Source organism: Pseudomonas sp. MH9.3 (genome assembly GCF_034354675.1).
GTDB lineage: Bacteria > Pseudomonadota > Gammaproteobacteria > Pseudomonadales > Pseudomonadaceae > Aquipseudomonas.
Map to the genome: position 1 here is coordinate 3065471 of NZ_CP133785.1, position 22819 is coordinate 3088289.

Here is a 22819-nt window from a genome sequence, read left to right on the forward strand (position 1 = left end):
GAAGACAACATTCGCCGAAAATTCGAATTTCTCGATTAAGAGAACTCACAAATTTTACCTTAGCCTGATCCGTTACCAGTGAAAGTAACGTTCAGTCTATCTTTCTATCACATACCCAAATTTTTAAAGAACGATCTAATCAAAGACTAGAAATCAATATTCACTTCAGAATATTCATTTCTAAGCTCTAACAGCAGAAGCAGTTAATGGTGGAGCCAAACGGGATCGAACCGTTGACCTCCTGCGTGCAAGGCAGGCGCTCTCCCAGCTGAGCTATGGCCCCATAACAAAATTGGTGGGTCTGGGCAGATTCGAACTGCCGACCTCACCCTTATCAGGGGTGCGCTCTAACCAACTGAGCTACAGACCCAATTTCGAGCGCGTAACTGATTAGCTAAGAGCTATCAGCTTGGAGCTTAAAGCTGCTTCTATCGTCTTCTTCAATGAATCAAGCAATTCGTGTGGGAACTTATGGAGCAGCTGATGTCGTCGATTAAGGAGGTGATCCAGCCGCAGGTTCCCCTACGGCTACCTTGTTACGACTTCACCCCAGTCATGAATCACACCGTGGTAACCGTCCTCCCGAAGGTTAGACTAGCTACTTCTGGTGCAACCCACTCCCATGGTGTGACGGGCGGTGTGTACAAGGCCCGGGAACGTATTCACCGCGACATTCTGATTCGCGATTACTAGCGATTCCGACTTCACGCAGTCGAGTTGCAGACTGCGATCCGGACTACGATCGGTTTTGTGGGATTAGCTCCACCTCGCGGCTTGGCAACCCTCTGTACCGACCATTGTAGCACGTGTGTAGCCCAGGCCGTAAGGGCCATGATGACTTGACGTCATCCCCACCTTCCTCCGGTTTGTCACCGGCAGTCTCCTTAGAGTGCCCACCATTACGTGCTGGTAACTAAGGACAAGGGTTGCGCTCGTTACGGGACTTAACCCAACATCTCACGACACGAGCTGACGACAGCCATGCAGCACCTGTCTCAATGTTCCCGAAGGCACCAATCTATCTCTAGAAAGTTCATTGGATGTCAAGGCCTGGTAAGGTTCTTCGCGTTGCTTCGAATTAAACCACATGCTCCACCGCTTGTGCGGGCCCCCGTCAATTCATTTGAGTTTTAACCTTGCGGCCGTACTCCCCAGGCGGTCAACTTAATGCGTTAGCTGCGCCACTAAAAGCTCAAGGCTTCCAACGGCTAGTTGACATCGTTTACGGCGTGGACTACCAGGGTATCTAATCCTGTTTGCTCCCCACGCTTTCGCACCTCAGTGTCAGTATTAGTCCAGGTGGTCGCCTTCGCCACTGGTGTTCCTTCCTATATCTACGCATTTCACCGCTACACAGGAAATTCCACCACCCTCTACCATACTCTAGTCAGTCAGTTTTGAATGCAGTTCCCAGGTTGAGCCCGGGGATTTCACATCCAACTTAACAAACCACCTACGCGCGCTTTACGCCCAGTAATTCCGATTAACGCTTGCACCCTCTGTATTACCGCGGCTGCTGGCACAGAGTTAGCCGGTGCTTATTCTGTCGGTAACGTCAAAACAATCACGTATTAGGTAACTGCCCTTCCTCCCAACTTAAAGTGCTTTACAATCCGAAGACCTTCTTCACACACGCGGCATGGCTGGATCAGGCTTTCGCCCATTGTCCAATATTCCCCACTGCTGCCTCCCGTAGGAGTCTGGACCGTGTCTCAGTTCCAGTGTGACTGATCATCCTCTCAGACCAGTTACGGATCGTCGCCTTGGTGAGCCATTACCCCACCAACTAGCTAATCCGACCTAGGCTCATCTGATAGCGCAAGGCCCGAAGGTCCCCTGCTTTCTCCCGTAGGACGTATGCGGTATTAGCGTCCGTTTCCGAACGTTATCCCCCACTACCAGGCAGATTCCTAGGCATTACTCACCCGTCCGCCGCTCTCAAGAGAAGCAAGCTTCTCTCTACCGCTCGACTTGCATGTGTTAGGCCTGCCGCCAGCGTTCAATCTGAGCCATGATCAAACTCTTCAGTTCAAACATCTTTGGGTTTTTAAGAAACCCTAAACTTGGCTCAGCAATCGTTGGTTATTCTTTGATTTCTCGCGGAGTAACTTGTGATGCTGATAATCTTGTTGACTATCAGTCTGACTCCACAAGCACCCACACGAATTGCTTGATTCAGTTGTTAAAGAGCGGTTGGTTAAGATCTTTCGTCTCAACCGAGGCGCGCATTCTACAGCAGCCTCATTTGCTGTCAAGTGATTATTTTCAGAAGCTTTCGAAGAATTCTTCAACAACTTCAACCACTTGCGCTTCCGATCTCTCGTCAGCGGGAGGCGAATTCTACAGCGTTACACGCTGCTGTCAACACCTCTTTTTCTCCGCTTTCGACCGAGAAGATCGAAACGTTAATAGCGCCAAACAACACCGCACTATCAACTTCTTCTGGACTTCGATGAACTGAAGCAATTCGCTGTCGAATCTTGCATAACTACTTGTTTACCAAGGAGTTTTCCGTTTCGACTGCGCCGGAAGTGGGGCGAATTATAGACAGATATAATTCGCCGTCAACACTTAATTTCAGGTTTATTCGGCTTTGAGCGTAATACGCGCAAATGCCTTCTTTCCAGCCTGGCAAACGTGAGTAGCGCCCAGCTCATACATAAAGGTGCGATCAACAATCTCACCGTCTATACGCACACCACCGGACCCCAGCAGATCACGCGCAACCGCAGAGTTCTTCACCAAACCTGCCTTATTAAGGACAGCCGCCACGGGCATCGCCTCTGCAGCAGTCAACTCGATCTCCGGCAGGTCATCCGGCAGCTCGCCATCCTTCATGCGGTTACCTGCCGCACGATGAGCATTGGCCGCAGCCTCCTCACCATGGAACCGCGCAACGATTTCCTCCGCCAGCTTGATCTTCACATCCCGTGGATTGGCGCCCGCCTCGACTTCAGCCCGCAGCCCATTGATCTCATCCATGGAACGGAAGCTCAACAGCTCAAAGTAGCGCCACATCAGCGCATCCGGGATCGACACCAGCTTGCCATACATCACCCCTGGCGCTTCCTGAATACCCACATAGTTACCCAAGGACTTGGACATCTTCTTGACACCATCCAACCCCTCCAGCAACGGCATGGTCAGAATGCACTGAGCCTCCTGCCCATACGCGCGCTGCAACTCGCGCCCCATCAGCAGATTGAACTTCTGATCGGTGCCCCCCAGCTCAACATCCGCGCGCAACGCTACCGAGTCATACCCTTGAACCAACGGGTAAAGGAACTCATGAATGGCAATAGGCTGATTGGTGGAGTAACGCTTGTCGAAATCATCGCGTTCAAGCATGCGCGCCACTGTGTACTGGGACGTCAAGCGAATGAAGTCCGCTGGCCCCATCTGATCCATCCAGGTGGAGTTGAACGCAACTTCGGTCCTGGCCGGATCAAGAATCTTGAACACCTGAGTCTTGTAGGTCTCAGCATTATCGAGCACCTGCTCGCGAGTCAGCGGAGGGCGCGTGGCGCTCTTGCCACTCGGATCCCCGATCATCCCGGTGAAGTCACCTATAAGGAAGATGACCTGATGCCCCAGCTCCTGAAACTGACGCAGCTTGTTAATAAGCACGGTATGACCCAGGTGCAGATCCGGCGCCGTGGGATCAAAGCCAGCCTTGATACGCAGGGGTTGGCCACGCTTGAGCTTTTCGATCAGCTCGGCCTCGACCAACAGTTCTTCCGCACCACGTTTTATCAGCGCTAGCTGCTCTTCAACCGACTTCATAACAGACCCGCAAGGCTCAGATTCAAAAGGGAACCAACCATACAAGATCAGGGACTAATTACAAGTTTTGCCCTGCGCACGGACACCGTTCAGCAAGCCCAGCGTTCGCGAGCTTGCGCCACAGATGATTTGGTTATATTTTATACAGTTATTTCATCTTCATCATGTCATTCATCTTTTCCATTTCATCTTCAAAGTCAAAATTACCTATGACCACTGAACCGTCTAAAGCGCCACCGCTTTACCCGAAGACCCACCTGCTCGCCGCAAGTGGTATCGCCGCCCTTCTTAGCCTGGCACTCCTGGTATTCCCTTCCAGTGACGTAGAAGCCAAACGAACCTCCCTGAGCCTTGAGCTGGAAAGTCCCGCTGATCAACTGACACAAGATCAAGACGCTTCCGACGCGCAACAAGCCACAAACGTTCCGACAGAATCGCCATTTGCCCAGATAGAAAACACCCCGGAAGATACCCGGCAGGCCGAGGCAAAGCCTGCGGCAGACAGCATCAAGAACCCGCTACACCGCGAAGTGATCGTGGCCAAAGGCGACACGCTTTCCACTCTGTTCGAAAAGGTCGGCCTTCCTTCCGCCACCGTTGGTGAGGTATTGGCCACAGACAAACAGGCCAAGCAATTCACCCAACTCAAGCGCGGTCAGAAGCTTGAGTTCGAACTGACTCCAGACGGCCAATTGAACAACCTGCACACCGCTCTCAGCGACCTGGAAAGCATCAGCCTGAGCAAAGGCGCCAAAGGTTTTGCATTCAATCGAGTTACCACCAAACCAGTGATGCGCTCTGCCTACGTGCACGGCGTGATCAACAGCTCTCTATCGCAGTCAGCGGCACGCGCGGGCCTGTCCCACAGCATGACGATGGACATGGCCAGCGTGTTCGGCTACGACATCGACTTCGCCCAGGACATCCGCCAGGGTGACGAATTCGACGTGATCTACGAGCAGAAAGTCGCCAATGGCAAAGTGGTGGGCACCGGCAACATTCTCTCCGCACGCTTTACCAACCGCGGTAAAACCTACACCGCCGTGCGCTACACCAACAAACAGGGCATCAGCAGCTACTACACCGCCGATGGCAACAGTATGCGCAAGGCGTTCATCCGCACACCGGTGGACTTCGCTCGTATCAGCTCGCGCTTCTCGATGGGTCGCAAGCATCCCATCCTGAACAAGATTCGCGCGCACAAAGGTGTCGACTATGCGGCCCCCCGCGGCACGCCCATCAAAGCGGCAGGTGACGGCAAGGTCTTGCTGGCAGGGCGTCGTGGCGGCTACGGCAACACCGTGATCATCCAGCACGGCAACACCTACCGCACCCTGTACGGCCACATGCAAGGCTTCGCCAAAGGCGTCAAGACCGGCGGCTCGGTCAAACAGGGCCAGGTGATTGGCTACATAGGGACTACCGGCCTGTCCACCGGCCCGCACTTGCACTATGAATTCCAGGTCAACGGCGTGCACGTCGATCCATTGGGCCAGAAGCTGCCGATGGCCGACCCGATCGCCAAGGCCGAGCGAGCGCGCTTCATGCAGCAGAGCCAGCCACTGATGGCGCGCATGGATCAGGAACGCACCACCTTGCTCGCCTCGGCGAAGCGTTAAGGTATGCCGCGCTATATAGGTGTGATGTCCGGGACCAGCCTCGATGGCCTGGACGTCGCGCTGATCGAACAGGACTCGGCGATCAACCTGATCGCCACCCATTACATCCCTATGCCGGACACCCTGCGCGCCGAGTTGCTCAGCCTGTGCGCCAGTGGCGCGGACGAAATTGCCCGCTCGGCCATCGCCCAACGGCACTGGGTGGAGCTTGCCGCTCAGGGCATCCACGCATTGCTGGATCAGCAAAACCTCAAGCCGCAGGATATTCGCGCGATTGGCAGCCACGGCCAGACCATTCGTCACGAACCCGCACGGGGCTTCACCGTACAGATAGGCAACCCGGCGCTGCTGACCGAGCTCACCGGCATCACCGTGGTCAGCGACTTCCGCAGCCGTGACGTGGCCGCCGGTGGTCAGGGCGCGCCCCTCGTACCCGCGTTCCACGAAGCGCTGTTTGGCGAACGAACCGGCAACCGGGCGGTGTTGAATGTGGGAGGCTTCAGCAACCTCAGCCTGATCGAGACGGGCAAACCTGTAGCAGGTTTCGACTGCGGACCGGGCAACGTGCTGCTGGATGCGTGGATCCACCAGCAACAAGGCGAGCACTTTGACCGTGACGGCCAATGGGCAGCCAGTGGCAAGGTAGAGCCAGCGCTACTCAGCGCGCTGCTCAGCGATCCGTTCTTCCTGACCCAAGGCCCGAAAAGTACCGGTCGAGAAGTATTCAACCTGCCATGGTTGCAACAACACCTGGCACGGCTGCCCGCCTTCCAGCCCGAGGATGTGCAGGCGACTTTGCTGGAGCTGACCGCTCTGACCATTGTCGAGTCCCTGCAGGCAGCTCAACATCAGACCGAAACCCTGCTGATCTGCGGCGGCGGCGCCCATAACGCCACGCTGATGAAGCGCCTGGCCGCCCTGCTTCCCGCCACCCAGGTCAGCAGCACCGCCGCCTATGGCGTCGACCCGGACTGGGTGGAGGCCATGGCGTTCGCCTGGCTGGCCCACTGCTGCCTGGAGGGCATCGCCGCCAATCGCCCGAGCGTCACCGGCGCCCGTGGGTTGCGAGTATTGGGCGCAATCTACCCCGCCTGACTGCTCCGCAAAACCGACAGACAGCAAAACGCCGCTTGGCCGATCAAAGCCAAGCGGCGTTTTTGTACGCGATGCAGACTCGGTTATCGATCAGATCGAAAACGAAGAACCGCAACCACAGGTCGTGGTCGCGTTAGGGTTCTTGATCACGAAACGCGAACCTTCCAGACCTTCCTGATAATCCACTTCGGCACCTGCCAGGTACTGGAAACTCATCGGGTCCACGACCAGGCTCACGCCCTCGCGCTCGACGATGGTGTCATCGTCGGCCACATCTTCATCGAAGGTAAAACCATACTGAAACCCTGAACAACCGCCGCCCGTAACAAATACGCGCAGCTTCAAGCGATCATTACCCTCTTCATCGACCAGGCTCTTCACCTTGTGCGCAGCACCGTGGGTAAATTGCAAAGCCGTGGGGGTGAAGGATTCAACGCTCATGCTGATAATCTCCCGGCGTAACGCCGTCATATGCGTAATGACCGGCATTATCCGCTTCTCCTAGAAAAGCGGTCAACTATTGTTACGGTATATCAATCGGCAACGCGCTCATAAAAACACAAAAGGCCCGATTAGCGGGCCTTTTGTGTATCTACAGCAAAGCCTTAAGGCAACATGCCCGCGTGGGAAAGACCCAGCTTCTCATCCAGACCAAACAGGATGTTCATGTTCTGCACCGCCTGGCCCGACGCCCCCTTGACCAGATTGTCGATCACCGACAGCACCACCACCAGGTCGCCATCCTGCGGACGGTGTACCGCAATCCGGCACACATTGGCACCGCGCACACTGCGGGTTTCCGGATGACTGCCAGCCGGCATGACATCGACGAACGGCTCATTGGCATAGCGCTTTTCAAACAGTGCCTGCAGATCGACCGAGCGATCAACCACGGTTGCGTACAGCGTGGAATGAATACCGCGAATCATCGGCGCGAGGTGCGGCACAAAGGTCAGGCCCACGTCCTTGCCCGCTGCCCGGCAGAGGCCCTGGCGGATTTCCGGCAAATGACGATGCCCTTTAACGGCATAAGCCTTCATGCTTTCTGCGGTCTCGGAGTACAGCGAACCTACCGCCGCTCCACGACCGGCGCCGCTCACTCCCGACTTGCAGTCTGCGATCAGGCGCGAAGCGTCGGCCAGCCCGGCCTCCAGCAACGGCAGAAAGCCCAGTTGGGTTGCGGTCGGGTAGCAACCTGGCACCGCAATCAAGCGGGCTTGCTTGATCTGCTCACGATTGACTTCCGGCAGGCCATACACCGCCTCCTCCAGCAACTGCGGCGCGCCGTGCGGCTGGCCATACCACTTGGCCCATTCATCGGCGTCCTGCAGGCGGAAGTCGGCGGAGAGGTCGATGACCCTGGTACCGGCAGCCAGCAGTTCGCCGGCCAACGCATGGGCAACCCCGTGAGGGGTGGCAAAAAACACCACGTCACAGGCGCCCAGAGTCTTGACGTCCGGTACGCTGAACGCCAGGCCGTCGTAATGGCCGCGCAGGTTAGGGTACATATCGGCCACGGCCAGGCCGGCCTCGGATCGAGAGGTGATGACCACCACCTCAGCCTGCGGATGCTGAGCCAACAGACGCAGCAATTCGACACCGGTGTAACCCGTGCCGCCGACGATACCGACCTTGACCATAACCCTGCCCTCAACGAACCACTGGAAAGCCGTCGATAATAGGGGTCGTATCGCCCTGCGACAACCGTCAACGTGACGTATGGGCGCATCAGCCACTACTATCTTCCCTACCGTGAACCTGGGAATAACTAGAAATGCTCTATCTATGGATCAAAGCCTTCCACATCATCAGCATCGTCTGCTGGTTTGCCGGGCTGTTCTACCTGCCGCGCCTGTTCGTCTACCACGCTCAAAGCGAGGACACCGTCAGCAAGGAACGCTTCAGCGTCATGGAGCGCAAGTTGTACCGCGGCATCATGGGGCCGGCGATGATCGCCTCCCTGGTCTTTGGCATCTGGCTGATCGTCCTCAACCCGGGCATCTTTCAATCCGGCGGCTGGATCCACGCCAAGCTGACCCTGGTAGTGCTGCTTATCGGCTATCACCATATGTGCGGCGCGCAGGTAAAACGCTTCGCTCGTGGTGAAAACACTCGCAGCCACGTGTTTTATCGCTGGTTCAACGAAGTGCCTGTGCTGATGTTGCTGGCCATCGTAATTCTGGTCGTGGTCAAACCGTTCTAACTTCAATCACTCGGAGTTGCGCCAATGTCACTGCCCGCCTTGCTCGAACAGCGTCTGCACCTGCCCCTGGTGGTAGCGCCGATGTTCCTGATCTCCAACCCGCAACTGGTACTGGCGTGTTGTCGCAACGGGGTGGTCGGCAGTTTCCCGGCGCTCAACCAGCGTGAAAGCAGCGGCTTCAAGGCCTGGCTGGAGGAAATAGAAGCGGGCCTGGCGCAGTTCGATAACCCTGCGCCGTACGCCGTGAACCTGATCGTGCACAACAGCAACCCACGGCTGCAGGCCGACCTCGCGATCTGCGTCGAACACAAGGTCCCCATCGTCATCACCAGCCTCGGTGCGGTAAAGGAGCTCGTGGACGCCGTGCACAGCTACGGCGGCCTGGTGTTCCACGACGTCACCACCCGGCGCCATGCCGAAAAGGCCGCCGAAGCAGGTGTCGACGGTTTGATCGCCGTGGCCGCAGGCGCCGGAGGCCATGCCGGCACCTGGAGTCCTTTCGCGCTGATTGCCGAAATTCGTCAGTTCTTCGACAAAACCCTGCTGCTGGCCGGCTGCCTCAACCATGGGCACGAAGTGCTCGCCGCGCAAATGCTGGGCGCAGACCTGGCCTACTTCGGCACACGCTTTATCGGCACCACCGAAAGCCATGCTCCGGATGCCTATAAAGAGATGCTGCTCACATCACACGCCGCCGACATCGTGCACACTCCGGCTGTTTCCGGTGTGCCCGCAAGCTTCATGCGCCAGAGCCTGGAAAACGCCGGCTTCGACCTCACGGCCCTGCAAGGCAAAGGCGGCTCCACGCTCAAGCCGTTGAGCGACGAGGCCAAGGCTTGGAAGACCGTATGGTCCGCCGGCCAGGGTGTCGGCGAGATCAATGATCTGCCCGGCGTCGATGAACTCGTTGCGCGCCTGGATGCCGAATACCGCACGGCGCGCGAGCAGGCCGCACAGTTGCGCTGGCCACGCTGATACACTCGCCGGGCCCGCCGATAAAGCAGGCCGGCCCACCTTCCCTTACAACTGACAAGGATGCCCGCATGAGCGACAACCGTTTCAAGATTGTGTTTGACGGAGCCCTGCTCCCGGGTGTCGAAAGCACCACTGCCAAGCTGAATCTGGCCGAGTTGTTCAAGAGCGATGTGGCTGCGATCGAGAAGCTCTTCACCGGCCGCCCGGTTGCGCTCAAACGCGACCTGTCGCGTGCCGATGCCGAGACCTACCTCACCGCCCTGAAGAACGCCGGGATCGATGCCCGCATCGAGGCCGAGCAACCCGTTGCTTTCAGCCTGGCTGAAACCCACGAAACCGGCTCTGCAGATTTCTCCCGTCCTGGCGCTTCACCCTATGCGCCACCACGCGCCGCTGTCGGTGATGACCTGCCGGAATTCGCCGACCTGAAAGTGTTCACCATCAATGGCCGCATCGGGCGTCTGCGCTACCTGGCCTGGACGTTGGTGCTGACCCTCGCCATGCTGGTGGCCGGCGGCATCATCAGCACCGCCAGTTTCGCCGTGGCAACCGCCTCGCCGACAGCGGCCATTATTCTCGGCGGCGTGCTCGGTTTCGCCCTGTTTGTCGCACTGGTCGTGGTCAGCGTGCAGATCGGTGTGCAGCGCCTGCACGACCTGGGCTGGTCCGGCTGGCTGTACCTGCTCAACCTGGTGCCGCTGGTCAACAGCGTGTTCCCGCTGCTGATGCTGGTACTGCCAGGTAACGCAGGCGCCAACCAATATGGCGCACCGCCTCCGCGCAACTCCACCGCGGTCAAAGTCCTCGCGACCCTGTGGCTGGCGTTCATTCCGGTGATGCTGGCTATCGTGGTGACCTTGGGCATGAACGGCTACCTGGATCAGCTCGAGGCCAACATGGACAGCAACTATGAAAGCAGTTCGATCACCACCGATGAAGCCGGCGACCAGAGCGTCATCATGGAGGATGAAGACGCGCAAAGTGCTGACGATGCAGGCGAACCTGTAGACTCTCCGGAACAGTAAAGAAACGCCCGCCGCTTGTGACGCCTCCGTCACAGGCCCGGCGGCGTTGCGATGGAGAAAGGCATGACCCGTTACGCTCTGATCACCGGTGCCTCCAGCGGCATCGGCCTGGCCCTGGCCGAAGCCCTGGCGCGGCGTGGCCGCAGCTTGATTCTGGTGGCCCGCCAGCGTGATCAGTTGGAAAGCATTGCACTGGAATTGACTCAACGCTTTGGCGTCGAAGTGCTGTTTCGAGCCTGCGATCTGGGCGAGCCACTGCGCTTGTCCGGCTTTTTGCTGGAGCTGGAAGAAGGCGAGCGGCAGATCGACCTGCTGGTCAATTGCGCCGGCATCGGCACCAGCGGGCCGTTCCTGGCCCAGGACTGGATGACCGAGCAGGACCTGATCGAAGTCAACATCCTCGCCCTCACCCGCCTGTGTCACGCATTGGGCAACGCCATGGCACTGCAGGGCGGCGGGCAGATTCTGAATGTGGCGTCCGTCGCGGCGTTCCAGCCCGGCCCGTGGATGAGCAGCTATTACGCCAGCAAGGCCTATGTGCTGCACTTCTCCGAAGGCTTGCGCGAAGAACTCAAAACCTGCGGCATCAAAGTGTCCGTGTTGTGCCCCGGCCCCACGCGCACCGCATTCTTCGGCACCGCACAAATGGACACCGCCAGGCTCGACCGCAGCCAGCAACTGATGAGCCCCGAAGAAGTCGCGCTGTACACCGTGCGCGCCCTGGAAAAAAACAAAGCCATCATCATTCCCGGGCGACGCAATCGCTGGCTGACGTTCAGCCCGCGTCTGAGCCCGCGCTGGCTGACGCGCAAGATCGCCGGCGCAATCAACAAGGCCTATTGCCTGCGCTGACCGCCTGGGTACACTCACCCGCACATCAATAAGGGAGAAACAGCTGTGGATACTCTGTTCACCAAGATCATCAACAGAGAAATACCTGCCAACATCATCTACGAGGATGACCAGGTTCTGGCCTTCCACGATATCGCACCGCAGGCGCCGGTACATTTTCTGGTGATTCCGAAAAAACCCGTCCGCACCCTGAACGACCTGACCGAGGACGACAAGGCGCTGGCTGGCCATATCCTGTTCACGGCTCAACGCCTGGCGCTGGAACTGGGCTGTGAGGAAGGGTTTCGGGTGGTCATGAACTGCAACGAGATGGGCGGCCAGACCGTTTATCACATCCATATGCATGTGCTGGGTCAGCGCCAGATGAACTGGCCGCCGGGCTGAAACAGCCTGTTTGGGGAGGTCATGGCCGCTGGCCGCGACCTCGCTGCCCCAGACTGCACGCAAACGCTTCGCTCTCTCTTGCGGTAGACTGGCCGCTGAGATTTTTCCCGGAGGTCTGCATGACTACCCAACGTCACTACTCGCCGATTGACCGCCTGCTGCTGCAAGCCGACACCGCCATGCGCACGCTATTGCCCTTCAGCGGCCAGCCTCACCGCCCCTCGCCGGCCATCGTGCAGCCCGATGCCCAGATGAGCGCGACCGAGACCCGCCATGTCGCCGGCCTGATGCGCATCAACCATACCGGCGAAGTGTGTGCCCAGGCGCTGTACCAGGGCCAGGCCCTGACCGCCAAGCTGCCGCAGGTGCGCGCCGCGATGGAGCATTCGGCCGAGGAAGAAGTCGACCACCTGGCCTGGTGCGAGCAACGCATCCGCCAGTTGGGCAGTCATCCCAGCGTGCTCAATCCGCTGTTCTATGGTTTGTCATTCGGCATCGGCGCTGCCGCCGGCCTGATCAGCGACAAGATGAGCCTGGGCTTCGTCGCCGCCACCGAGCATCAGGTGTGCAAGCATCTGGATGAGCACCTCGAGCAATTGCCGGCAGAGGACGAAAAATCCCGGGCAATCCTCGAACAGATGCGCATTGATGAAGCCCTCCACGCGGACAGCGCGTTGGATGCCGGCGGTTTTCGCTTCCCGGCGCCGGTACGATTCGGCATGGGCCTGCTGGCCAAAGTCATGACCAAAAGCACCTACCGTATCTAGCAGGAGCGAGCGTGCTCGCTCCTGGCGCTCAACCCAGTTCGATAATCTCGTAATCATGGGTGATGGCCACGCCGGCCGCACCCAGCATGATCGACGCCGAGCAATACTTCTCAGCCGACAGCTCGATGGCCCGCTTGACCTGGGCCTCCTTCAGCGCCCGCCCCTTCACCACAAAATGCATGTGAATCCTGGTAAACACCTTGGGATCTTCCGTGGCGCGCTCGGCCTCCAGAAACGCCTCGCAGCTCTCTACCGCCTGACGGGACTTTTTCAGGATACTGACCACGTCGAAATTGCTGCAGCCGCCCACGCCCAGCAGCAGCATTTCCATCGGCCGCACGCCGAGGTTGCGGCCGCCCGCTTCCGGCGGACCGTCCATCACCACCACATGGCCGCTGCCCGACTCACCGAGGAACATGGCTTCGCCCGCCCATTGGATGCGTGCCTTCATCGCCCAGACTCCACTGCTAAAAAAGGGTCGCCAGCTTAGCACAGGGCCCGGCAGCGGAAGCGTTTGGCGCGAACGCGATCAATAAAAGCGTTTACCCGATAAATTCGCTAATCGAGACAGAATGTGTCTGGTAAGCTGGCGCCAATTCGATGGCGTATTGCCACTGTCGGAGAGCATAACTTCAATTCCTTAGCGTCGCCTTTCGGGAAACAACCATGGTTGCCCTTACTCCCACACCCAAGATCAAGAATCTCGACAAGCTGTTGATGCATTGCCAGCGCCGGCGCTACCCGGTCAAGCACAACATCATCTGCGCCGGCGAACGCTCCGAAACACTGTTTTTCATCATCAAGGGCTCGGTCACCATCCTGATCGAGGACGACGACGGCCGCGAGATGATCATCGCCTACCTCAACACCGGCGATTTCTTTGGCGAGCTGGGCCTGTTCGAACAAGCCGGAAAGGAACAGGAACGCAGTGCCTGGGTACGCGCCAAGGTCGAATGCGAAGTCGCCGAGATCAGCTACACCAAGTTTCGTGAACTGTCCCAACAGGACCCCGACATCCTGTATGCCCTGAGCGGTCAGATCGCCCAGCGTCTGCGCGACACCACGCGCAAAGTCGGCGACCTGGCATTCTTCGACGTCACCGGCCGCGTGGCCCGGTGCCTGCTGGAGTTGTGCAAACAACCCGATGCCATGACCCACCCGGATGGCATGCAGATCAAAGTGACGCGCCAGGAGATCGGGCGCATTGTCGGCTGTTCACGGGAAATGGTCGGTCGCGTACTCAAGGACTTGGAAGAACGCAACCTGGTGCACGTCAAAGGCAAGACGATGGTGGTGTTCGGCACGCGTTAAGCGGGCATGAAACCGGCAAGCATCTGACGGTACAAAGTGTCGAGCCGGCCGATGGCATCGGGCGCGGCAAAGGCTTCATGCAGGGCAATATGGCTGTCGGCGCGCACCCGCTGCTCCAGGCCACAGGCTTGATTGAAACGGTTGACTGCCGCAATCAATGCCTCGCGGTCGTCATCCAGTAGTAACGCGCCGTGTACCAATCCCACCGGACGACCGCCGCTTTGCCGCCAGCGCTGGGCGGTGCCAACCATCTTGCGACCGTTGAGGTTGACGTTGTAACGCCCGTCGCAGAAGGCGCCATCGACTTCACCCACACTGGCATCACCGCCCAGCTCGATCAGCACGTCGCAGATCGGCTGGCACAAACGCTGATAACCGGTTTCGATTCGCCCCTGGTCTCCTTCGCTGCGGGGTGGCGCGTAGACCAGTGCGATATTCACCGTGGCGCCCGACTGCGGCACCGGCTCGCCGCCGGTTTCGCGCAGCAGCACCGGCCAACCGGCCTGCGCCGACACCTCGCTCGCCGCCGCGAACGCCGGCAACCGGCTCAAGCGACGCGGCATCACCAGCGCCTGGTCGGTGGGCTGCCAGAACAGCAACCCGAATGCCTGCTCGCCTGCGCAAACGGCTGCCAGCAAATCCTGCTCGGCGGCAAGGCCGGCCTCAACAGTCATCGCCATCGGTTGAATCATGCGCCCACCTCCCTGAATACACCCACACCCAATGTGGGAGGGGGCTTGCTCCCGATAGCGAAGTATCAGTCGAAATACGCATCAACTGAACGAATGCCATCGGGAGCAAGCCCCCTCCCACAGGTTGACCGTGTTTCAATCAGTCCAGTGTCGAGCCGCCGACCGGCACGCCACGCTCCGGGAAGAACAGACGTTGCAACTCCGCCCCCGGGTGCTCGGCGCGCATGAACGTCTCGCCCACCAGGAACGAATACACGCCATTGATTTCCATCAGTTCCACATCGGCACGGTTGGCGATGCCACTCTCGGTGATCACCAGGCGGTCACGCGGAATGCGCGGCAGCAGGTCGAGGGTGGTTTCCAGGCTGACTTCGAAGGTGTGCAGGTTACGGTTGTTCACGCCAACCAACCGCGTGTCGACGGTTTTCAATGCGCGCTCCAGCTCATCGCCGTCGTGTACTTCAACCAACACGTCCAGACCGACGCTCTTGGCCACCGCCGCCAGTTCGGCCAGCTTTACGTCATCCAGCGCCGAGACGATCAGCAGTACACAGTCGGCGCCCAGGGCACGGGCTTCGATGATCTGGTACGGGTCAACCATGAAATCCTTGCGGATCACCGGCAGCTTGCACGCCGCGCGCGCCTGCTGCAGGAACAGGTCGGAGCCCTGGAAGTAGTCGATGTCGGTCAGCACGGAGAGGCACGTCGCCCCGCCCTTCTCGTAACTGGCGGCAATGTCGGACGGAACGAAGTGCTCACGAATGACGCCTTTGCTCGGCGAGGCCTTTTTCACCTCGGCAATCACCGCAGGCTGCTTGAGCTTGGCCTGGGCGATCAAGGCATTGGCAAAACCGCGCGGGGCATCGGCGACTTTCGCCTGCGCTTCCAGCTCGGCCAGGCTCACGCGCGCGCGGCGCTCAGCGACTTCTTCTGCCTTGCGGGCCAGAATTTTTTGTAGAACGGTTGGCACACTCATCCTTCATTCTCCATCTTGAATACCGCAGTGAATGCTCCCAGCTCTTCGAGTTTTTCGCGAGCCAGACCGGTGTGAAGTGCATCGTGAGCCAAGGCGACACCCTCTTTAAGACTATAGGCATGGTCGGCGGCGTAAAGTGCCGCGCCAGCATTCAGAACAATCATCTCGGCCGCTTTTTGACCGTTCTCGGTCTTGCGGCGCCCCAGGGCATCGCGGATCAACTCCAGGGACGCGGCCGGGCTTTCCACCGCCAGGCCATGCAGACTCTGGCTCTTCATGCCGAGGTCTTCAGGTTCGACCCAATATTCGGTGATTTGGTCGTTCTTGAGTTCCGCCACAAACGTCGGCGCCGCCAGGCTGAATTCGTCCAGGCCATCCTTGGAGTGCACCACCAGCACATGCTTGCTGCCCATGCGTTGCAACACTTCGGCCAGCGGCCGGCACAGGGCTTCGCTGAACACGCCCACCACCTGATGCTTCACACCGGCCGGATTCGTAAGCGGGCCAAGCATGTTGAACAGGGTGCGCAAGCCAAGATCCTTGCGCGGGCCGGCGGCGTGTTTCATCGCACCGTGATGGGACTGGGCAAACATGAAGCCGATGCCGACGCTGTCGATGCAGCGTGCCACTTGCACCGGCGTCAGGTTCAGGTAGATGCCCGCTGCTTCCAGCAGATCGGCACTGCCGCTCTTGCCGGACACCGCACGGTTGCCGTGCTTGGCCACTGTGCAGCCCGCCGCCGCAACCACAAATGAAGACGCCGTGGACACGTTGAAGATATTCGCGCCATCGCCGCCAGTGCCGACCACGTCGACCACACCGTCGAGGGTCTTGAGTTCAACCTTGTCCGCCAGCTCGCGCATGACCGACACAGCGCCGACGATCTCGTCGATGCTCTCGCTCTTCATGCGCATGGCCATCATGAACGCACCGATCTGTGCGTCGGTGCACTGACCGGTCATGATCTCGCGCATCACATCGCTCATTTCCGCGGTGCTCAGGTCCAGGTGGCCGACGATACGGCCCAGGGCAGTCTTGATATCCATGAAAAATCCTTAGCGCGTGCCGCCGCTCTGCTTGAGAAAGTTGGCGAACAGCTCGTAACCCTGCTCGGTCAGAATCGACTCAGGGTGAAATTGCACCCCTTCGATATTCAGCGTCTTGTGGCGCAGGCCCATGATCTCGTCGACCGAGCCGTCTTCCAGCTGGGTCCAGGCGGTCGGTTCCAGGCACTCGGGCAGGGTTTCACGCTTGACCACCAGCGAATGGTAGCGGGTCACTGTTACGGGATTGTTCAACGCCTGAAATACGCCCAAGTCCCTGTGGAACACCGGGCTGGTCTTGCCGTGCATCACCTGGCGCGCACGCACCACGTCACCGCCAAAGGCCTGACCGATGGACTGATGGCCCAGACACACGCCCAGGATAGGCAGCTTGCCGGCGAAATACTGAATGGCTTCGAGGGAGATGCCCGCCTCGGTCGGGGTGCAGGGGCCAGGCGAAACCACGATGCGTTCCGGGTTCAGCGCTGCGATCTGCGCCACGCTCAGTTCGTCGTTGCGCACCACCTTGACCTCGGCACCGAGTTCGCCCAGGTACTGCACGACGTTGTAGGTAAAGGAATCGTAGTTATCAATCATCAGCAACATGTGGGTTCAAACCTCTTGAATTCACTGATTTCGAATGTCCGCCTTCCAGGGCGTGACCCGCTGTCGAACGCACGTTCCAGTGGCCGGCCGAGCCGACACGGGGCGTCAGACAAAGGGTGAAGAAGGCAAATCGGTACAGGTCCGGCGGGGCCGGCAGGGAACAGTCAGGCGCGCCAACGCCAACGGGCGTGAGCCTTGATGACGCGCATCAAGAGTTTGCTGATGATCAACACGGGGAGGGTCTCGTTCATACGTTGGGGCACAGTAGCGTAGCCTCGCGAGCGGTGCAATATAGTCGCGCAAATACGCGGGTAGACCTGCCCTGGTTTATCGGAAAAAGCTGTTTTCACTTGAAGAACATTCTCAATGTCTGGTTAATGTTTCGCTTCCGATACAACAAAACCAAATGGACTTTGTCATGCAAAAACCCGCCCTTCTTGCCCCGCTCGCCGGCTGCCTGTTGTCCCTGGCCTGTGCCCAGGCGCTTGCAGCCTCCTCGCCCTATTCAACCATGGTGGTGTTCGGTGACAGCCTGGCCGACGCCGGCCAGTTCCCGGATGGCAACGCCGGGTCGACACTGCGCTTTACCAACCGCACCGGGCCGAACTTCCAGGGTGACTTCGGCCTGGTCTCATCGACCTTGCTCGGCAGCCGGCTGGGCGTTGCGCCCAACGACCTGAACGCCTCGACCTCGCCGGTTCGCGCGGCCCAGGGCCTGCCCGACGGCAACAACTGGGCGGTCGGCGGCTACCGTACCGACAACATCCTGGACTCGATCAACTCGGTGTCCAACGCCACGGTCCCGCCCAACAATCCCGGCGGCGGTACGGTATTGCGCAGCCGCCAGGGCTACCTGCCGGCCAACGGCGGGCGGGCGGATCCAAACGCGCTGTATTTTCTCTCCGGCGGCGGTAACGACTTCATTCAAGGCCGCGTGCTCAGCGCGGGCCAGGCCGTCGCTGCAGGCGGCCGCCTGGCCGACAGCGCCCAGGCCCTGCAACAGGCCGGCGCCCGCTACATCATGGTGTGGATGCTGCCCGACCTGGGGCTCACACCGGCCATCAACGGCACACTGCTGCAGGCGCCGAGTTCGGCCCTCAGCAGCCTGTTCAACCAATCGCTGGTGCAACGGCTGTCGCAGATCGACGCGCAGATCATCCCGCTGAACATTCCGCTGCTGCTCAATGAAACCTTCGCCGCCCCCGGCCGCTTCGGCCTGGCCACCGGGCAAAACCTCACCGGCACCTGCTTCAGCGGCAACGGCTGCACCGCCAACCCGACCTACGGCATCGGCGGCACCACCCCGGATCCGACCAAGCTGATCTACAACGACGCCGTGCACCCCACCATCGCCGGGCAACGCCTGATTGCCGACTACGCCTATTCACTGCTGTCGGCGCCCTGGGAACTGACCCTGCTGCCCGAAATGGCCCAAGGCACCTTGCGCGCCCACCAGGATGAATTGCGCAACCAATGGCAGGCCGATAACGGCCGTTGGCAAGCGGTTGGCCAGTGGCGCGCGATTGTGGCCGGCGGTGGCCAGCACGTGGACTTCAACCACCAGGACAGCGCCGCGAGTGGCGATGGCACTGGCTACAACCTGAATGTCGGCGGCAGCTACCGGCTCAACGACGACTGGCGCGTCGGCGTGGCGGCCGGCTTGTACCGCCAGACCCTGGAAGTCGGCGCCAACGATTCGGACTACAAGCTCAACAGCTACATGGGCACCGCCTTCGCCCAATATCAGCAAAACCACTGGTGGGCCGACGCGGCGTTGACGGGCGGCAAGCTGGACTTCGACAGCCTCAAACGCAAGTTCGCCCTGGGCGTCAGCGAAGGCTCCGAAAAAGGCGACACCGACGGCTGGCTGTGGGCCTTGAGCAGCCGCGTGGGCTACGACATCGCCGCGCCGGGCAGCGACTGGCACCTATCACCGTTCATCAGCGCCGATTACGCACGGGTCGAAGTCAACGGCTACTCGGAGAAAGACAATCGCTCCACGGCCCTCACCTTTGATGACCAGCAACGCGACTCCAAACGTCTGGGCGCAGGCCTGCAAGGCAGCTACCAGGTAACACCGCAGACCCAGGTGTACGGCGAAGTGGCCCACGAGCACGAGTTCGAAAATGACACGCAGAAAGTGAACATGTCGCTCAACAGCGTGCAGGGCATCGACTTCAAGCTGGACGGCTATACGCCACGCAGCAATTCGGATCGCCTGAGCCTGGGCGTCAGCCACAAGCTGACTCAGGAGCTGGCACTACGGGCGGCGTATAACGTGAGGAAGGATGACAGTTTGACCCAGCAAGGCGTCAGCGTTGGCGTGAGTCTGGATTTCTGATGCAGTCTTGAGAGCGGTACAAAACAAATGTGGGAGCAGGCAAGCCAGCCCCCACATTTTGTTCAATGCCAGCCTTTAGCGTTGCGGCGTTTGCTCGGCCAACGCCACAGCGCGGAACATCGCGCGGCGCTTGTTCAGGGTTTCTTCCCACTCGAGGGCCGGCACCGAGTCGGCGACAATCCCGCCACCCGCCTGCACATGCAGCTCGCCATCCTTGATCACCGCCGTGCGAATCGCAATCGCCGTGTCCATGTTGCCGTTCCACGCAAAATACCCCACGGCACCGCCGTAGACACCGCGCTTGACTGGCTCCAGCTCATCAATGATTTCCATCGCGCGAATCTTCGGCGCGCCCGACAAGGTGCCCGCCGGCAGAATCGCGCGCAGTGCGTCCATGGCGGTCAGCCCGGCCTTCAGCTCGCCGGTGACGTTGGAGACGATGTGCATCACGTTGGAATAACGCTCGATCACCATCTTCTCGGTCAACTTCACCGAACCGATTTCCGAGACCCGCCCGGTATCGTTACGGCCCAGGTCGATCAGCATCAAGTGCTCGGCAATTTCCTTGTCGTCGCTCAGCAGGTCCTGTTCCAGCGCCAGGTCGGCTTCTTCGGTCGCGCCACGGGGACGCGTGCCGGCAATCGGGCGCACGGTGATCAGGTTGTCCTCGACACGCACCAGCACTTCCGGCGAACTGCCCACTACGTGGAAGTCGCCAAAGTTGAAAAAGTACATGTAAGGCGTCGGGTTGAAGCAGCGCAGTGCGCGATACAAGTCGATGGGCGCAGCCTTGAAGTCAATGGACATGCGCTGCGACGGCACCACCTGCATGCAGTCTCCGGCAAGGATATATTCCTTGATGGTATCGACTGCGCGCTCGTAGTCATCCTGAGTGAAGCTTGAGCGAAAGATCGGATCGGCGGCCGGCGGACGGCTGAGGTCCAGGCCGCGACGCGGAGTGATCGGCTGGCGCAGTTTGTCCAACAAGGCTTCGAGGCTCGCCAGCCCCTGCTCGAACGCATCGGCCTGGGCCGGGTCGGCAAGCACGATGGCGTGCATCTTGCCGGCCAGGTTGTCGAACACCACCACCGCGTCGGAGACCATCAGCAGAATGTCAGGCACGCCCAGCGGGTCCGGGTTCGGGCATTTGCCCAGGCGCTTTTCCACATAGCGCACGCAGTCGTAGCCGAAATACCCGACCAGGCCGCCGTTGAAACGCGGCAGGCCCGGGATGGTCGGCACGTTGTAGCGCGCCTTGAAGCTTTCGACGAAGGCCAGTGGGTCTTCCACGTCATGGCTTTCGATCTCGACGCCATCGTGGGTGATGCTCACGTGGTGATCGTGCACCCGCATCACCGTGCGGCACGGCAGGCCGATGATCGAATAACGGCCCCACTTTTCGCCGCCCTGTACCGATTCGAGCAGGTAGGAGTTGGGCTCGTCGGCCAGTTTCAGGTAGATCGACAACGGCGTGTCGAAGTCGGCCAGGGTGTCGCAGGCCAGGGGAATACGGTTATAGCCGGCAGCGGCCAAACGCAGGAATTCTTCGCGGGTCATGATGTGCCTCGTGGCATGAGGGTCTGGCGGTCGGGTAGGCAAACGTGCCGCAGGGTGCGGCCAGGAGCAGTCAGGCGCGCCAACGCCAGCGGGCCAGAGCCTTGATGACTTTCATCCAGAGTTTGCGGGTAACCACCACGATGGCATTTCCAGAAGGGGACGGGTCGATGTCGGGCAACGTTATCCCAGCGCCCGCTCCCAGGCAACCGGGGATTAACAGGCGCAGATCATCAATCACCAGCGCCGGCGATTCTTCGGCAATCGGCCGGCCATGGTTGTAGCCATAACTCAAGGCCACGCACTGCACGCCTGCGGCTTTCGCCGCCTGCACATCGCTGCGCGAGTCGCCGACGAACAACGACTGGGATGCCGGAATATTGGCCATTTTCATCACGAAAAACAGCGCCGCCGGGTCGGGCTTTTTCTGCGGCAAGGTATCGCCGCCGATGATCCAGCGGAAATAGCGGCCGATTTTCATCTGGTCCAGCAGCGGCGCGACAAAGCGTTCCGGCTTGTTGGTGATCAGGGCCATTTCCACGCCCTTTTTGTGCAGCCACTTGAGGGTGTCGCGCACGCCGGGGTACACCACCGTCAATTCATGGCTGCTTTCATAGGCCGCGTTGAACAGTTCCAGAGCGTGCTCGGCCTCCACCTCGTCGACACCCGTGGCGTCGATATGGTTGGCCAGGGCCCGGCGCACCAGCATCGGCGCGCCATTACCCACCCAGTCGCGCACCGCCTCGATCCCTGACGGCTTGCGCCCCAGTTTGAGCAGCATGGTGTCCACCGCCGCAGCCAGGTCGGGCACCGAATCGATCAACGTACCGTCCAGATCGAACATCACCAGCCGTGGCAGCTTGCCGGGAAACAGCTGCTCGAAGCCGCTCATGGACGCGTCAGCGCCAGTTCGGCGCGCATCTTGTCGATGACTTCCTGGTAGTTCGGCGCATTGAAGATCGCCGAGCCGGCCACAAAGGTGTCGGCACCGGCGGCAGCGATGTCGCGGATATTATTGACGTTCACCCCGCCGTCGATCTCCAGGCGGATATCCCGGCCCGAAGCGTCGATCAGCGCCCGCGCTTCGCGCAGCTTGTTCAGGGTGCCGGGGATGAACTTCTGCCCGCCGAAGCCCGGGTTGACGCTCATCAGCAGCACCATGTCGACCTTGTCCATCACGTACTCGAGCACGTTCAGGGGCGTGGCCGGGTTGAACACCAGGCCCGCCTTGCAGCCGCCTTCGCGGATCAGTTGCAGGGTGCGGTCGACGTGCAGCGTGGCTTCCGGGTGGAAGGTGATGTAAGTGGCGCCGGCCTCGATGAAGTCACCGATGATGCGGTCGACCGGGCTGACCATCAGGTGCGCGTCGATCGGCGCGGTGATGCCGTACTTGCGCAGCGCTGCGCAGACCATCGGGCCGATGGTCAGGTTGGGCACGTAGTGGTTGTCCATGACATCGAAGTGCACGAAGTCGGCACCGGCGGCCAACACCTTGTCCACTTCTTCACCCAGGCGGGCGAAGTCGGCGGAGAGAATCGATGGAGCAATGACGAAGGGCTGCATGACGCACCTTTTCTGAGCTAAATCACGATG

Annotated in this window: 21 protein-coding genes, 2 tRNA genes and 1 rRNA gene; 10 read left to right on the top strand and 14 right to left on the bottom strand. The window is 59.8% G+C overall.

Annotation, left to right across the window (positions count from 1 at the left end; all coding sequences use genetic code 11):
- Positions 1-207: 207 nt before the first annotated feature.
- The 4 genes from RHM60_RS13505 to tyrS form a co-directional block, all read right to left on the bottom strand.
- A tRNA-Ala gene (locus tag RHM60_RS13505) sits at positions 208-283 on the bottom strand.
- A gap of 10 nt (positions 284-293) precedes the next feature.
- Positions 294-370, bottom strand: a tRNA-Ile gene (locus RHM60_RS13510).
- 124 nt (positions 371-494) lie between these two features.
- A 16S ribosomal RNA gene (locus RHM60_RS13515) occupies positions 495-2031 on the bottom strand.
- Positions 2032-2583: 552 nt separating this feature from the next.
- The gene (gene tyrS / locus RHM60_RS13520) at positions 2584-3783 is read right to left on the bottom strand and encodes a tyrosine--tRNA ligase (protein WP_322212044.1); all 1200 of its coding nucleotides are present in this window, start codon (positions 3781-3783) and stop codon (positions 2584-2586) included.
- Between the two features lie 209 nt (positions 3784-3992).
- Between tyrS and RHM60_RS13525 the strand changes: the two genes are divergently transcribed.
- Positions 3993-5402 carry a peptidoglycan DD-metalloendopeptidase family protein gene (locus tag RHM60_RS13525; RefSeq protein WP_322212045.1) on the top strand — a complete coding sequence of 470 codons (1410 nt, stop codon included), beginning with the start codon at positions 3993-3995 and terminating at the stop codon, positions 5400-5402.
- A gap of 3 nt (positions 5403-5405) precedes the next feature.
- Positions 5406-6497 carry an anhydro-N-acetylmuramic acid kinase gene (locus RHM60_RS13530; RefSeq protein ID WP_322212046.1) on the top strand — a complete coding sequence of 364 codons (1092 nt, stop codon included), beginning with the start codon at positions 5406-5408 and terminating at the stop codon, positions 6495-6497.
- A gap of 90 nt (positions 6498-6587) precedes the next feature.
- Here the strand turns inward: RHM60_RS13530 and erpA are convergent, their stop codons facing one another.
- Both erpA and argC read right to left on the bottom strand, forming a co-directional pair.
- A complete protein-coding gene (gene erpA / locus RHM60_RS13535; RefSeq protein WP_003176443.1) occupies positions 6588-6938 on the bottom strand; it encodes an iron-sulfur cluster insertion protein ErpA in 351 nt (116 codons plus the stop codon).
- A 164-nt stretch (positions 6939-7102) separates the two neighbouring features.
- Complete coding sequence (gene argC, locus RHM60_RS13540; protein WP_209985429.1) at positions 7103-8137, bottom strand: N-acetyl-gamma-glutamyl-phosphate reductase; 1035 nt, start codon at positions 8135-8137, stop codon at positions 7103-7105.
- Between the two features lie 134 nt (positions 8138-8271).
- Here argC and hemJ point away from each other — a divergent pair, with 134 nt between their 5' ends.
- The 6 genes from hemJ (at position 8272) to coq7 (ending at position 12703) form a co-directional block, all read left to right on the top strand.
- Positions 8272-8700: a protoporphyrinogen oxidase HemJ gene (gene hemJ / locus RHM60_RS13545; protein WP_003232547.1), complete on the top strand. Its 429-nt coding sequence runs from the start codon at positions 8272-8274 to the stop codon at positions 8698-8700.
- Between the two features lie 24 nt (positions 8701-8724).
- Complete coding sequence (locus RHM60_RS13550; protein WP_322212048.1) at positions 8725-9675, top strand: nitronate monooxygenase family protein; 951 nt, start codon at positions 8725-8727, stop codon at positions 9673-9675.
- 68 nt (positions 9676-9743) lie between these two features.
- Positions 9744-10700 carry a DUF805 domain-containing protein gene (locus tag RHM60_RS13555; protein WP_322212049.1) on the top strand — a complete coding sequence of 319 codons (957 nt, stop codon included), beginning with the start codon at positions 9744-9746 and terminating at the stop codon, positions 10698-10700.
- Positions 10701-10763: 63 nt separating this feature from the next.
- Positions 10764-11552: an SDR family NAD(P)-dependent oxidoreductase gene (locus RHM60_RS13560; protein WP_231423613.1), complete on the top strand. Its 789-nt coding sequence runs from the start codon at positions 10764-10766 to the stop codon at positions 11550-11552.
- 45 nt (positions 11553-11597) lie between these two features.
- Positions 11598-11936: a histidine triad nucleotide-binding protein gene (locus tag RHM60_RS13565; RefSeq protein WP_057006693.1), complete on the top strand. Its 339-nt coding sequence runs from the start codon at positions 11598-11600 to the stop codon at positions 11934-11936.
- 119 nt (positions 11937-12055) lie between these two features.
- A complete protein-coding gene (coq7, locus tag RHM60_RS13570) occupies positions 12056-12703 on the top strand; it encodes a 2-polyprenyl-3-methyl-6-methoxy-1,4-benzoquinone monooxygenase (protein ID WP_322212050.1) in 648 nt (215 codons plus the stop codon).
- A gap of 28 nt (positions 12704-12731) precedes the next feature.
- Here the strand turns inward: coq7 and RHM60_RS13575 are convergent, their stop codons facing one another.
- Entirely contained in the window at positions 12732-13154 is a 423-nt protein-coding gene (locus RHM60_RS13575; protein WP_003210947.1) for an OsmC family protein, read from the bottom strand.
- A gap of 215 nt (positions 13155-13369) precedes the next feature.
- Between RHM60_RS13575 and crp the strand changes: the two genes are divergently transcribed.
- A complete protein-coding gene (crp, locus tag RHM60_RS13580) occupies positions 13370-14014 on the top strand; it encodes a cAMP-activated global transcriptional regulator CRP (protein WP_322212051.1) in 645 nt (214 codons plus the stop codon).
- On the opposite strand, the gene RHM60_RS13585 is transcribed toward crp, so the two are convergent.
- The 4 genes from RHM60_RS13585 to RHM60_RS13600 all read right to left on the bottom strand — a co-directional run bounded on the left by RHM60_RS13585 (position 14011) and on the right by RHM60_RS13600 (position 17331).
- Entirely contained in the window at positions 14011-14706 is a 696-nt protein-coding gene (locus tag RHM60_RS13585; protein WP_322212052.1) for a lipoate--protein ligase family protein, read from the bottom strand. The two genes, crp and RHM60_RS13585, sit on opposite strands and share 4 nt — an antisense overlap.
- 139 nt (positions 14707-14845) lie before the next feature.
- Positions 14846-15682 carry an indole-3-glycerol phosphate synthase TrpC gene (trpC, locus tag RHM60_RS13590; protein ID WP_209985449.1) on the bottom strand — a complete coding sequence of 279 codons (837 nt, stop codon included), beginning with the start codon at positions 15680-15682 and terminating at the stop codon, positions 14846-14848.
- The gene (gene trpD, locus RHM60_RS13595) at positions 15679-16728 is read right to left on the bottom strand and encodes an anthranilate phosphoribosyltransferase (RefSeq protein WP_015373084.1); all 1050 of its coding nucleotides are present in this window, start codon (positions 16726-16728) and stop codon (positions 15679-15681) included. The genes trpC and trpD overlap by 4 nt, the downstream gene beginning before the upstream one ends.
- 9 nt (positions 16729-16737) lie before the next feature.
- A complete protein-coding gene (locus RHM60_RS13600) occupies positions 16738-17331 on the bottom strand; it encodes an aminodeoxychorismate/anthranilate synthase component II (protein WP_003232567.1) in 594 nt (197 codons plus the stop codon).
- Positions 17332-17749: 418 nt separating this feature from the next.
- Between RHM60_RS13600 and estP the strand changes: the two genes are divergently transcribed.
- Positions 17750-19672, top strand: a complete 1923-nt coding sequence (gene estP, locus RHM60_RS13605) for an esterase EstP (RefSeq protein WP_322212053.1) — start codon at positions 17750-17752, stop codon at positions 19670-19672.
- Positions 19673-19747: 75 nt separating this feature from the next.
- Here estP and trpE read toward each other — a convergent pair whose 3' ends face one another.
- The 3 genes from trpE to rpe form a co-directional block, all read right to left on the bottom strand.
- Complete coding sequence (gene trpE / locus RHM60_RS13610) at positions 19748-21229, bottom strand: anthranilate synthase component I (protein WP_209985457.1); 1482 nt, start codon at positions 21227-21229, stop codon at positions 19748-19750.
- 70 nt (positions 21230-21299) lie between these two features.
- Complete coding sequence (locus RHM60_RS13615; RefSeq protein WP_322212054.1) at positions 21300-22118, bottom strand: phosphoglycolate phosphatase; 819 nt, start codon at positions 22116-22118, stop codon at positions 21300-21302.
- A complete protein-coding gene (rpe, locus tag RHM60_RS13620) occupies positions 22115-22789 on the bottom strand; it encodes a ribulose-phosphate 3-epimerase (RefSeq protein ID WP_209985460.1) in 675 nt (224 codons plus the stop codon). Before rpe ends, RHM60_RS13615 begins: the two co-directional genes overlap by 4 nt.
- Positions 22790-22819: the final 30 nt, after the last annotated feature.